Raw genomic sequence first — 13,234 nt, forward strand, 5'->3', positions numbered from 1 at the left:
TTCCGGGCACTGCAGAGAATCACCTTATTCATCTCTCCATTATGCAACGCCGAAAGTTTTAACGCCTCATTTTCCCGAGCGAATGGGCTACAGTAGAAATAGAAGACACCGTTTAACTCGTAGGTAATGACTTCCTTCTCATCGATCGCAGTCCGCGAACTTCCAATATTTCCATTGCCTGAAGTTGTCCTGTTTCCTGGGAGACCGTTACCCCTTCACATCTTTGAATTTCGCTATCGCATCATGATGAATACGATTCTAGAAGCGGATCGGCGCTTTGGTGTGTTGATGTGGGATCCAGTGAAAGGTGAGCCTGCAACTGTAGGATGTTGCGCCGAAATTGTGCAGTTTCATCGGTTGCCGGACGATCGAATGAAGGTTTTGACTCTTGGGCAGCAACGCTTTAGAGTTTTGGAGTACGTGCGTGAGAAGCCTTACCGAGTTGGGCTAGTTGAATGGATTGAAGATGAGGCTCCAAGCCAAGATCTTAGACCTATGGCAAATGATGTTAGTCAGTTGCTGCAAGATGTAGTGCGGCTCTCTGCAAAACTGACGGGTCAGGAAATTGAGTTGCCAGAGCAGATTCCTGATTTGCCAACGGAGCTCTCTTACTGGATTGCTAGCAATTTATATGGAGTTGCGGATGAGCAGCAGGCGCTTCTGCAACTTCAAGATACTGCCGCTCGACTTGAGCGCGAATCTGAAATTTTAATGTCTACTCGCAATCATCTTGCTGCTCGAACTGTCTTAAAGGATACATTGGGCGATGTGATTGAAGAGTAGCGCTATTGAGGCAGAAAATCGTAGCTGCCAAAAATTTTGAGCGTCTCGGTACACGTTAGTAGTTCTCTCAAAGCACCTTGAGTTGCAACCTGTCTCACGTCTGCTTCTAAATCTACAAAAAATAGGTAATCGCCTAGCGATCGCTTACTGGGGCGTGATTCAATTCGGCTCATGTTAATGTTGCGCTCTGCAAACACCTGGAGAGGCTTAAGCAGCATTCCAGGGTGATTTGCGCTGAGACTAAATGCTAATGAAGTGTGGGTCCCACCGGAAGAAGGAGCTAAACTTAGTAATAGGAAACGAGTGCAATTATCTGGGTAGTCATTAATAGGACATGCCAGAACCGAAAGATTATAGAGTTCAGCGGCACGTTGAGACGCGATCGCAGCACTTGTCGCATCTTCATCCAGATGTTGCAATGCTTCTGTTGTCGAATTTGCGGCAATGCGCTGAGCCTTTGGAACGTACTTGTCTAACCATTGTTGACATTGAGCAAGGGCTTGAGGGTGAGAATACACAACTTGAATTGTATCTAGGTGCGTTGATTGGGTAATCAGGGCGTGATTGATCGGCAACACGAGTGCTTGTTGAATTTGTAGTCGATCCAGTCGCCAAAGGGCATCCATCGTCATGGTAACGCTGCCTTCGATTGAATTCTCAATCGGAACGACTGCCAATTGAGCGTTACCATGGGCTACTGCTTCTAGCGTCTGAGCAATACTAGGATAAGGACACAAATCCGCCTCTTGCCCGGTTTGCACTTGAAACCAATTTAGAAAAATTAGAGCGGCAGCTTCAGCATACGTGCCATTAGGTCCTAGGTGAGCGATCGCGGTTGTCATTATGGTTAATCTGCGTCAAGCAAAGATATCAAGAGCTTGTGACATAAAAGTATGTGCTTTAACAAAGTTTCTCAGGTTTCTCCAACCGTAAGATCAACTATTTATGTTTATATTTCAAAAGATTGACTTGAAATCATAAGAGGACCTTTAAGATTGATGAATGGCTTCGAGAATCTTTATCTCTTAACAAATCTAAATGCATATCCGGTTTACTGCATCCCAAGCGGTTGAACTCCTTGTTCCAGAGCAACCCATCCACATTGCAAACTATCTCAGTCAACCGCAAAGAGTGGTTAATGCATTAGCGGCATCTAGCCAAATTGAAAAAGTGGCGGAAGGTTGCTACCGCTTGACGATGCGACCGCTCAAATTCATGTCACTTAGCATTAAGCCTGCCGTTGATCTACAGGTATGGGCAGATAATGACGCAAGAGTGAATGTTCAATCTGTGAACTGCGAATTGCAAGGTATGGAATACATTAATGAGCGATTTATGCTTGACCTGAAGGGACAGCTTTATCCCCTTCAAAAACATGGATCTACTTACTTAACTGGACAGGCGAATTTAGCTGTAGAAGTCGATTTACCACCGCCATTTTCCTTGACGCCGCGATCGCTGCTCGAAGCGGCTGGCAATGGTCTTCTTGCTAGTGTTTTAGGAGGGTTCAAGCAGCGTCTGCTGCGCCAATTAATTTTAGATTATCGGCAGTGGGTAGATTCTCAAGTCAACTCAGTTCAGAAAACGAACGCATCTGTCTCTACCAAACTTTCTTATTAATGAAAATAATGTGATGAATTGAGTGATCAGAGTTAGCGTTCTAGTCTCTACAACCAGTAATTGGCTATACTTTTGACCAATAAAAATGGTGGAAAGTGATGAACGTTTACTCCTGTGAAGGTTTTGCTGAGGCATTTCGTGCCGCCTACTACTCGGATACAGATACCAAACCTGCACTATTCAGTTTGGGGAATCAAGTCTGGCAACTACCTGCTGTAAACTCAACTCGACCTATCGTTCTTGATTCTTTTTCGACCTCTTTTATTGACTTTTACGAACCTTATCCCTCTTTAGAGGTGCCTGAAGGGGCTAACCTGCGCCAAATAACCTATTTGCCGGCAGTATCTCATGGCCTGGTCACTACAGCAGAGTGGCATGAGAGGCAGCTAGAGCAGACTTATACGGCAGCGCCTACAGTTTTGTGGAAGAACTTTCAGACATGGGGTAATTTTGTTGACCACGTCCAGCAAAATCGTTCTAATGCTTTTGCTGATTCCCGTCGGCGGCATCGCAAGCTAGAAAAACAGGTGGGAAATTTAACTTTCCTGTTTGACGATCGCAGACCAGAAACTATGGCAACTTGCATGAAATTAAAGTCTGCACAATATCAAAGATCAAAATGCACAGATCACTTCCTTCATCAGCAGCACATTCATTTTTTTAAGGAGTTAGCGGATAGAAACCTGCTGCTAGTCTCTAGCTTAAGTTCAAACGACCAAGTGATTGCAGCACATATGGGATTGCTTGCCGATGGACGGGTATATTATTGGATTCCAACCTACGATGTAGCCTTCGCCTCCTATTCGCCAGGACGCCTGCTTCTCGAAATGCTTCTGGAGGAGAGCTTTAAACAGGGACACACAGAATTTGATTTCCTTATTGGCGGTGAGTCCTACAAGTGGCACTACGCGACCCATACACGACTAATTGCAGAGTTAGGCTCTCGCCCGCTTTCGCTAAGGGCAAGCTTAACAGCGCAGAGCTTTAAGCAGAGTGTAAAGCGATCGCTGAAAACTTTAATTTGGGCTTAACTTGCTGTTTAGATTTGCTTCGGCTGTTCGATCTAGTAGCTCTAGCTGCTGAATGACCTGCTGCACAGGCGCATACGTTCGACGATGGTAAGAAGTAATTCCCAGGCTTTGCATTGCTCGAATGTGCTGCTTTGTACCGTATCCAGCGTTCTTCTCCCAGCCATAGCCTGGATAGCGCTTGGCTAATCGCTGCATGAAGCGATCGCGCCTAACTTTCGCCACAATCGAAGCACAAGCGATCGCATAAGACGTTGCATCGCCATCGATAATTGCCGTATGCGCTCCGAGATCGGCTTGTTTAATAGTGCGTCCGTCAATTAGGGCATGATCGTAAGGCACAACGCGGGAGAGAGATCGCTGCATCGCTAAATAGGACGCTCGAAGCACGTTAATTTGCTCGATTTCTCGAACAGTGGCAATTCCAATCCCAACAGCGATCGCTTGGTCAAGAATCTGAGCAAATAACCGTTCTCGCTGCTTTAAAGAAAGCAACTTTGAGTCTTTAACACCCTCAAGCGGCGTGCAGAACGCAGGGATGGCGACAGCGGCAGCCACAACTGGACCCGCAAGGCAGCCCAAACCCACCTCATCCACACCCACAAGGCGGAGTATTCCTTCTTGCCAAAGGATAGACTCCGCATCAAGGTTTGGTGCTTGGCTCACGCGCTATTCGGCTACCGCCGCAGATGAACGACGGCGACGACGGCGGGGCGGTTCCTTCTCATCAGATACCGCTGGCTCTAATTCGGGTTGTTCAGGTTGATCATCGACTTCGGAAGATGTTGCGTTGGACTCAAGATCATCAGATGTAACCGGACTGGACTCAATTAGATCAGGTGCGACACGAACCGCAACATCCTCTTCCTCATCCTCCACGTCGGCTTCAGGCTCAACCGGAGATACGATGGAGACTGGAGGAGCTTCGCCTGGAAGAGTAACCGCGACGATCGCAGACTTAGGATTCTTCACTTCTTTGTCGGTCAAGATGAGTGGAGAAATTCCCATCCACGCATACACGTCTTGTTCCTCCGGCGTCATCTCAACGTGAATGACTTCGGGTGGATCGAGAACAGGCTTCATGCTACCCCGCCGCGATCGCCCACGCCGTTCTTCAGAAAATCGAGGCTCTCGCTCTCGTGGCGTAAAGGTCTCCTCGACTGGAGCCGACTCTTCTAGTTCCAAATCATATTCTGCACGGGCTGGATACTCTGCTCTCATTGGAGCGTCTGTACGAGTTGGGTATTCTGCTCTCGTTGGGGCAGGAGTGGGAGTGTAACGATTCGGCTCCTCCCATGGAGTTGCTTTTGAAGGCACCTCGCGAGTAAACCCTTCACGCCGATTACCGGCACCATTGCGGCGACGACGACTTTGATTAGAACGATTCCGTTCTTGATAGCTGGGATGATGCAGAATGTCTAATTCTTGGTCATTGCCTTCAAGCTCTGGCTCTTCACCTCCATCCCAAAATGCTTCAGCTGCAACAGGCTCTCGATCGCGGCGAGGTTCTACCCGACGAGGTTCCCGCTCTCGCAAAGCCACTGCAGAACGCTCTATGCTCTCTCCCTCTTCATCATGGGTTTCTCCAGGAAGATGTACCAACTGCCCCAAACCGGCACAGGTCGGACACGGTCGCCCAAACATCTCATAGATATTCTTCCCTTGACGCTTTCGAGTCAGCTCAATCAGTCCAAGTTCCGTCAGTTGGGAAATTTGGGGTTTTGCTTTATCGCTGCGGAGGGCTTTATTGAAGTGCTCAAGCACTTGCAACTGATCGCGACGCGCATCCATATCAATGAAATCGACAATGATGATGCCCGCAATGTTTCGGAGCCTCAGTTGACGCGCAATCTCAGTAGCAGCTTCACAGTTTGTCCACAGCACTGTCTCTCGTGCGGTGGCAGAACGAGTAAAGGAACCAGAGTTAACGTCAATCACGGTCAGAGCTTCGGTTCGCTCGATAATGACATAGCCACCTGAAGGTAAGTCTACTCTAGGTTTCAGAGCTTCGCGGATGGCAGCATTTACGCGGAAGTATTCCAAAATAGGAACACGATCGCGGTGATGATCAATCAATACGCCTTGGGGTAGCTTTCCGCCGCCCCAATTCATCAACTGCTGCTTGACGCGCTTTAGCCCTGTGTGGGAATCCACGACAATTCGGTTAACATCAGCGTTGTAAACATCACGCAACACGCGTTGAATAAAATCATCATCCCGGTTCAGCAAGGCGGGGGCACGAGTTGAATTTGCTTCTTGAAGGATCGATTCCCACTGGCGCTGGAGATTTTCTAAGTCCTCCATGATGGCTTCTTCGGGCATTCCTTCAGCTTCTGTGCGGATGACAATGCCCATTCCCGCAGGTTTTACCAGAATCGCCAAGGCTCTTAAGCGATTGCGTTCATTTTCATTGCGGATTCTGCGAGACAAATTCACGCCACGACCGAATGGCATTAAGACTAAATAGCGCCCAGGCATCGATATGTTGCCGGTCAAGCGAGGTCCCTTGTTACCAGTCGGCTCTTTCATCACCTGAACCAATACCTTCTGCTGCGGAGCCAACAGTTCAGTAATGGAACCTGCCGAGCGCTTTAATCGTAGTGGTCCTAAGTCAGAAACATGAATAAATCCATTGCGCTCAGAATCACCAATATTAACAAAAGCGGCATCAATGCCGGGTAAGACGTTTTCTACGACACCTAAATAGATATCACTAACCTGGTGGCTACCGGTTGCAACAATTAGTTCTTGAGTTTGGTCTTCTGAAAAAACGGCAGCAATTCGATGCTGCTCCGCGATAACAATCTGCTTTGGCATTCAATTTCCTCAAAGTTTGGTTGCGATCAAGCCATTACTGAAGTTTTGCTCTTCTCGCAGAGAATTAGGTGGAATTAGGTGTGAGATTATTCAGCTAAACCCCGACTACCATCTAAAACTGGGCGACTCATCGCTTGAGATGCTTAAGACGCTACCATCAAGGAAGCTACTACCGTAACAGACGAGTCAATTCGTGAGCTTCGGCTAGTAGAACAGTGAACTCCTACCCAGAAGCAACCACTGTACGTTATGAAGAATGCGCGAAAAGTCTAGCAAGAAAGCTGAGGAGTCTAAAGACGGATCTTCCGGCGGCGACCACGGAGAACGTTTAGCCTATATTCAGCCTCTGATGCATTGCATTATAGCGTGCAGACCTACATATGCACAAACTTTACAGATTTTATAGCAATAGACTAGGCGATCGCATCCTCTATCTGACCGATTGCTGCTAGAAAAAGTTGGCAGCGATGAATTGAGAGGAGACAGAATTCCTGCTCAGCAACCTGTTCTAACATCCTCACAACTTGCTCTGGACGAAGCATTGTGCCGTCATTACGGCAGCTTCCAATGTAGCGAAGCACAGCTTTGGATGAGTTGGGCGAGATATTGATCAGGGAAAGTGAAAATAAGCGATCGCGCCCATTAATTTGATGCACTTTGCCAGATTTCGTTTTTTGCTCTAACCACACTTCGGCCTGCGATAGAACCGACTCAACCCAAGTTTGCCAGTTTGAGAATGCAGACTGAGCGGCAACATCTACCGTAATTTCATATTCTGCTTTTTCTAATATTTGAGTTGCAGCAGGGGTTTTGAGACTGACCTCTTCAACAGCATACACAGGTAAGTTAGCCGGAAGATGAGTACTTAGCTTATGGCGGAAGTCTTCGAGGTCTAGTGATCGCGTCAACTCAAAATCAACGATTTCACCCGAACTTGTAACACCGAGCGGCAATGCATTTGCGGCAACAATTCGAGGACTGGGATGAAATCCTTGCGTAAATGCAATCGGAATCGCCGCACGTCGTACGACCCGATCAAATAAGCGCATCATATCTAAATGACTTAATAGCGCCATGTCTCCTACCTTGCCCAGCCGCACCCGGATGCGCTGCACGCGATCGGGAACCGGCTTGAAATGTCCATTGAACTGAGGAACTGGTAGAGGCGGAACAATCACATTGTGGCCGAAATCATTACTACACACCCCGCAGTGAGAACACCCGTCAAAGGAGCAGTCTGGCACGATTGCCGCTTCTAAAGCTTTTTGGAGGTCATCTTTCAACCACTGCTTATCGATTCCAGTATTGAGATAATCCCACGGCAACGGAGTATCCAGCGAAGCTGCACCTGCCGCCTGTTCAAAAACATTCCATTCTCCGCTTTCAACCTGGCGATATTTCCAGCCAACACCCGATTCTTCGATGGCTTGCGTCCACGCGTCATACGCACGATCGAGGCTTTCCCACCAGGCATCCATGCCCGCACCTAGCTCCCACGCCCGTCGAACGACGGGTGCTAACCTGCGATCGCCCCGACCGACAAAATCTTCCATTGCAGAAATCCGGACATCGGTAAAGTTAATTTTGACGCCCCGAATCGAACGAAAAGCGTCTTTGAGAAGATTCTGTTTGCGCTTAAACTCTGTGGTCGAGACAGAATGCCATTGAAAAGGCGTGTGGGGTTTAGGTGTGAAGTTAGAAATTGTCACATTAAAATCCAACCGTCGTCTGCCCTGCTGGCTGCATTCGCGGCGCAGCCAGCGCAGGGTGTCTGCGATTCCTAGCACATCTTCATCTGTCTCACCCGGCAACCCAATCATGAAGTAAAGCTTGACCTTATCCCAACCTTGCTCATGGGCTGTTTTGATGCCGCGAAGCAGTTCTTCATTCGTCAAGCCCTTGTTAATGATGTCTCGCATCCGTTGAGTCCCTGCTTCCGGGGCAAAGGTGATGCCAATCGGGCGAGTTCCACCAATAATGTGAGCAATGTTTTCGTCAAAGCGATCGACACGCTGACTTGGCAGAGACAGCGAGATATTCTCGTCTTTGAGACGGTTTTTGATTTCAACTCCAACCGCAGGCAGCGCGAGATAATCTGAACAGCTGAGCGACAAGAGCGAGAATTCGTTATACCCCGTTGCTTGCATTCCCTGCTCAATCGCATCAATGACCTTTTCTGGCTCTACATCCCGCGCTGGGCGAGTCAGCATTCCGGGCTGACAAAACCGACAGCCGCGAGTACAGCCGCGTCGAATCTCGATTGTGAGGCGATCGTGAACCGTTTCCACATAGGGAACTAAGCCAATTGAATAAGCCGGGATCGGATCGGCAACCCGACGCAGAATTCGAGCTGGAACATCTGGATGATTTGGATGGATCGAACCATCAGCCGCCATGTCATAGAACTGTGGCACATAGACGCCTGGAACCTGTGCCAAATCGAGCAAGATCTCTTCACGACTCAGTTTTGCTGCTTTGCCTTCCTCAAGCACTAGCCCAATTTCAGGCAACAGTTCTTCACCATCACCAAGGGCAACAAAATCGAAGAAGTCGGCGTAGGGTTCAGGGTTAGAAGTTGCCGTCTGTCCACCTGCAAAGATTAAGGGGTAATCAGTCCCCGATCGCTCTCGCCAAGTTAACGGGATGCCTGCTAGGTCGAGCATCTCTAAAATATTAGTTGCCCCTAGCTCGTAGCTTAGACTAAACCCTAGAATATCGAAATCAATTAGTGGACGGCGGGATTCGACCGCAAACAACGGAGTGCCCGTAGCGCGAAGCTTGGCAGCAAAGTCGGAAGCAGGGAGGTAGGCACGATCGCACAATTGCCGGGGTTGGGTGTTCAGAATGCTGTAGAGAATGATGTGTCCCAAATTAGACGCACCCACTTCATACACTTCTGGGTACGTTAAGACCCAGCGGATGGTGCTGTCTTGCCACGGCTTATGCACTGCGCCTAGCTCATTTCCCAAATACCGAGCCGGACGAAGAATATCCGAGGTGAGGAGTTCTTCGACAGCAACAGTTTGGTCGCGCTTCTTAGGGGGAGCATCCGTTGGAATTACCACGATGACTTTGCCTAGCAGAGAGGACATAGACTATCAGTATACTGACTCACCTACTCTGTTGCGGACGATTGTCACGCGATTCAACCGATGGAACTAAGCGGTGACTAATTCAAAAGCAGTAAAGCTCTCGAAGATGTCAAAGACGCGATCGAGTTGAGTCATCTCAAAAATGATACGAGTTGAGGCAGAAACAGAACATAGACTCAGGCGCTTGCTTCTGCGTTGCGCTAGCCGGAGAGCAGCGACCAAGACCATCAAGCCTGCACTATCAAGCGCTTCAGCTTGGCTCAGATCTACTAACACTGTGGAATGATGCTCAGATAGGATAGCGGCTGTTAACTGAGTTTGAAACTGGGGTGCGCTGGCGGCATTTAGGCAACCGCAAGGACGAACAATAGCAGTTTGAGGACGGACAAGCACACTCTGCATAACGTTACCTTTAATAAAGTCCAAAACCAAGAATTTTGATGCCAATGCCCCTGACGATAGCTAGGTATCCTTGACATTGCCTAGAGCGGTTGTCGAGTTTGGCAGAATCTTTATTAGATGATGGCTATTTTATAAACTTTTCAGTAAGAGGTTGAATTTAAACTGTAAAAAAATACACATTCCATGCGACTCACAATCTAGTCTTGTCAAAGCTGCTGAGATGAGGCAGATAAGGCAAACTCAATTGCATTTCTATGCAGATCTTTCTCGATAAATTCCCGGATCTGTTCTTGCTAGTTCCGACTGATAAAGGGACAGTTCGTGTGAGAGCGGGTAGGTGCAGGAGAAGGACTGGGTAGTTTGGTGCGCGACAAGATTAGTGGAATACTGAGCGTTCCTAGAATCATGACAACCGCTGTTATTACCCAGATGGAGAGAGGACTGGGACGGTAATTGCCCTGTTCAATTTGCCATAACACCTGGTTATATCGCCATGCCGCAAATGCAACCATCGTAATGCCGAACACAACCAAGCTAACGCCCAAATTTTCCGAGTTAAAGAGTGAATCTGCTTGATACTCTTGCTGAGTTAGAGCGAGATGTAGTTGGCGGAGAAATAAACCAAAGCGAGCGATCGCAAATCCAAAACCAATCAATGCGATCGAGGTCCGTAGCCACGCCAAAAAGGTGCGTTCGTTCGCCTGATGTTCTCGTTGACGGTCGATCTTTGGCTCTTTTGTCATGAAAATGTCATACAGAAAATATCATGCAGGCGAATAACTGGATGTCACAATCTATTTGGAACGATCGCTTGAGAATACCTCAGGGTAAGCTTGCCAAATCTTTTGAATAAACTGGTGCAGTTGATGAGATGCAGGTTTGGTTTGTACTTTAAGTTCAGGATTAGCATCTAAGCTGCAGAGCCAGGACAGGAGCGGAATGACGTCAGTATCTAATGCTTGTCGGAACAGAACGGCAGGACACATTAGATCGGAACCGTCCCGTAAGTCTTGTAGAGCTAAGGAGTTGCAATCTGTCCAGTCTATGGCAGCATCTGACTGAGATGCTAACGCCAATGGACGCACCCAGCATTGGCGTCTCGATTCCACAAACTGGACTACTTCTGCATAAAGCCGAGTTGAATCGTGTTCTAGGTAAACGATTTGAGAGGGATGAAAGATGAGCGCTTTGTCTTTCCCTGCCTGAAATGCAGCAGAGTTCATGGGTATCAATTGAGTTTTATGAACGGTATCTTACATTTTAATTTTAAGAGATTGAGTTAGCAGATCATCACTTGCGATCGCAACATTCGCTCTCTGACACTACAGCATTTGCTCTCTAGCACTACAAAATCTATAGAGGTATACCAATTGCTGAGTTCAAATTTTTCTGAGCGCAGGAAACAGAAGCAATGAATAGAATTAGGAACGAACAAGCGGCTGACCAATAGTTGGCTGAAGCTTAAAGGATTTCTAGTGAAAGATGAAGAAGTTCTGATCAGCAGTATCTATTACAGTAGAGAGGATGGGAAAAGGAGCGATCGTAGATGGCACTTATTACAACAGGTGGACAACTGATTAAAGATGTTGAAAAACACGGCGCAATTGCCGCGTACGTTCCTTTAGAAGGGGGCTTTGAGGGACGCTATCGCCGTCGGATACGCGCTGCTGGATACACCTCAGTCAGTATCACCGCACGGGGATTAGGGGACGTTGCCGCTTATTTAACGGGCGTTCACGGCGTTCGTCCAGCTCACTTGGGTAAGAAGAGTACAGGGGCTGGAGCGGCTGTCGGATATCGATATTTTGCTCCTCCTATTGTCACCACTTACGTTGACAACCTTCCTCCCAAATCCAAAGGGCTGTTGCTCTGGATTATTGAAGGACACATTCTCTCTAGCCAAGAACTTGAATACTTGGCAAACCTTCCGAAACTAGAGCCTCGTGTCAAGCTTGTGGTTGAAGTGGGTGGAGAACGCTATTTTCGGTGGACGCCGCTGACTGATGCGATCGCGGCGTAAGAGTTGGATGAAGGATGAGGGATGGAAGTAGAAACATGGAACAGAACTCTGGACTGTTGAAAGTTGATCAGCCTTTTCCGCCTCATCCCTCGTCCCTACCTATGTCCTAGGAGTCAATTTTTCTTAAAAATCAGCTTTATTTGCGATTTGCACATTAGCATAAAGGGGTGACTGAATATCTTCACCCTCTACACTCCCTTAAGGAAGGTCACTGGTTTAAACTCATTTGCGGAGCCAGCTTTCAGCATCTTCCTGCCATTCGCACACTCGCCCTCACATATGCCCTTGCTGGTGCGGATTGTATTGATGTCGCTGCTGATCCAGCGATCGTCGCTACAGCACGAGAAGGTTTTGCGATCGCGCACACTCTTTCTGATGAAGCCCGCCGTCGAGGATTTCACGCTTCATCACCTTGGCTCATGGTCAGCCTTAATGATGGAGAAGATCCACATTTCTGCAAAGCAGAATTTATTGCATCAGACTGTCCAACGGATTGTCCGCAGCCTTGTGAGAAGGTTTGCCCAGCACAAGCGATCAGATTTAGCCACTACTCCGGTGTGATTGATGAACTCTGTTATGGGTGCGGACGATGTATTCCTATTTGTCCTGATCAACAAATTTCAACGCGATCATATATCTACACGCCAGAAGTAATTTCGCCAATTTTACGGCAAGCCGCGGTGGACGCGATCGAGATTCATACCCAAGTAGGGCGATTTGAAGACTTTAAGCGATTGTGGAGTGCGATTGCACCGTGGGTACATCAACTCAAACTTGTTGCCATTAGCTGTCCCGATGGTGAGGAGCTGATTGACTACCTGCAAGCACTACACGATTTGATATCGCCCCTGCCCTGCGCCTTGATTTGGCAAACCGATGGACGACCGATGAGCGGCGATATCGGCGACGGAGCCACAAGAGCTTGCTTAAAACTTGGTCAGAAAGTTCTTGCCGCTAATCTTCCAGGGTATGTGCAACTGGCAGGAGGAACGAATCAATCGACTGTTCCCAAGCTAGAAGCGTTAAATTTGTTGCACAATAGAAATAGTACGTTTGTATCTAGCTCTATTGCAGGAATTGCCTATGGAAGCTATGCCCGGAGTCTACTTTTACCCATTCTGAATCAGCTTGAGGTACTGGAAATGCAGCCATCAACATTACCACCAAATGCGATGAGAACGCCTTCCGACTCACAATTCCCCGTCCACATCGAGACAACTCCCGCTTTATTGTGGCAAGCCGTTGCGATCGCGGATGCACTCGTCAGCCAAATCAAACCTTCCCAGGTCCGTTCTTCTCCAATCTATTGATACAAGTGATTTAGCATACACCAGTGCTAGATTGCGATCCCGTACCCTACCCTCAAGGACTTCCGTTCCCCGTTCTTTTTGGAGCTTGTTGAACAACTTATGGTGCAACCCAGCGAGATCAACGTTTCCTCAGTCCCCGATTCTGACTACGACCAGAACGAC

12 protein-coding genes are annotated in these 13,234 nt (G+C 48.0%); 5 read left to right on the forward strand and 7 right to left on the reverse strand.

From position 1 onward, the window contains the following. The first annotated feature begins 126 nt into the window (after window positions 1-126). Window positions 127-783 carry an LON peptidase substrate-binding domain-containing protein gene (locus tag AC5I6P_RS22350; protein WP_495695972.1) on the forward strand — a complete coding sequence of 219 codons (657 nt, stop codon included), beginning with the start codon at window positions 127-129 and terminating at the stop codon, window positions 781-783. Window positions 784-785: 2 nt separating this feature from the next. On the opposite strand, the gene pheA is transcribed toward AC5I6P_RS22350, so the two are convergent. After that, window positions 786-1,625: a prephenate dehydratase gene (gene pheA / locus AC5I6P_RS22355; RefSeq protein WP_495695973.1), complete on the reverse strand. Its 840-nt coding sequence runs from the start codon at window positions 1,623-1,625 to the stop codon at window positions 786-788. Window positions 1,626-1,821: 196 nt separating this feature from the next. On the opposite strand from pheA, the gene AC5I6P_RS22360 reads away from it, so the two are divergent. Continuing rightward, complete coding sequence (locus AC5I6P_RS22360) at window positions 1,822-2,403, forward strand: DUF1997 domain-containing protein (protein WP_495695974.1); 582 nt, start codon at window positions 1,822-1,824, stop codon at window positions 2,401-2,403. 98 nt (window positions 2,404-2,501) lie between these two features. Then, complete coding sequence (locus AC5I6P_RS22365; protein WP_495695975.1) at window positions 2,502-3,434, forward strand: GNAT family N-acetyltransferase; 933 nt, start codon at window positions 2,502-2,504, stop codon at window positions 3,432-3,434. Here AC5I6P_RS22365 and rnhB read toward each other — a convergent pair. From rnhB to AC5I6P_RS22395, 6 genes are all read right to left on the reverse strand, one after another. After that, on the reverse strand, window positions 3,420-4,097 hold the full coding sequence (rnhB, locus tag AC5I6P_RS22370) for a ribonuclease HII (protein WP_495695976.1): 678 nt from the start codon (window positions 4,095-4,097) through the stop codon (window positions 3,420-3,422). The genes AC5I6P_RS22365 and rnhB overlap by 15 nt on opposite strands. A gap of 3 nt (window positions 4,098-4,100) precedes the next feature. After that, window positions 4,101-6,248, reverse strand: coding sequence for a ribonuclease E (gene rne / locus AC5I6P_RS22375; RefSeq protein ID WP_495695977.1), 2,148 nt, complete (start codon window positions 6,246-6,248; stop codon window positions 4,101-4,103). A gap of 413 nt (window positions 6,249-6,661) precedes the next feature. Next, the gene (locus tag AC5I6P_RS22380; protein ID WP_495695978.1) at window positions 6,662-9,340 is read right to left on the reverse strand and encodes a TIGR03960 family B12-binding radical SAM protein; all 2,679 of its coding nucleotides are present in this window, start codon (window positions 9,338-9,340) and stop codon (window positions 6,662-6,664) included. Window positions 9,341-9,406: 66 nt separating this feature from the next. Then, complete coding sequence (locus AC5I6P_RS22385) at window positions 9,407-9,742, reverse strand: STAS domain-containing protein (protein WP_495695979.1); 336 nt, start codon at window positions 9,740-9,742, stop codon at window positions 9,407-9,409. A 293-nt stretch (window positions 9,743-10,035) separates the two neighbouring features. Continuing rightward, window positions 10,036-10,485 (reverse strand): YidH family protein, encoded by a 450-nt coding sequence (locus AC5I6P_RS22390; protein WP_495695980.1) that lies wholly within the window; start codon window positions 10,483-10,485, stop codon window positions 10,036-10,038. A 51-nt stretch (window positions 10,486-10,536) separates the two neighbouring features. Then, complete coding sequence (locus tag AC5I6P_RS22395) at window positions 10,537-10,965, reverse strand: hypothetical protein (RefSeq protein WP_495695981.1); 429 nt, start codon at window positions 10,963-10,965, stop codon at window positions 10,537-10,539. Window positions 10,966-11,288: 323 nt separating this feature from the next. Here AC5I6P_RS22395 and AC5I6P_RS22400 point away from each other — a divergent pair, with 323 nt between their 5' ends. Both AC5I6P_RS22400 and ldpA read left to right on the forward strand, forming a co-directional pair. After that, window positions 11,289-11,762, forward strand: coding sequence for an NAD(P)H-quinone oxidoreductase subunit N (locus AC5I6P_RS22400; RefSeq protein ID WP_495695982.1), 474 nt, complete (start codon window positions 11,289-11,291; stop codon window positions 11,760-11,762). Window positions 11,763-11,929: 167 nt separating this feature from the next. Then, window positions 11,930-13,072: a circadian clock protein LdpA gene (gene ldpA / locus AC5I6P_RS22405; protein WP_495695983.1), complete on the forward strand. Its 1,143-nt coding sequence runs from the start codon at window positions 11,930-11,932 to the stop codon at window positions 13,070-13,072. Window positions 13,073-13,234 lie beyond the last annotated feature (162 nt).

Source organism: Myxacorys sp. (assembly GCF_059501405.1).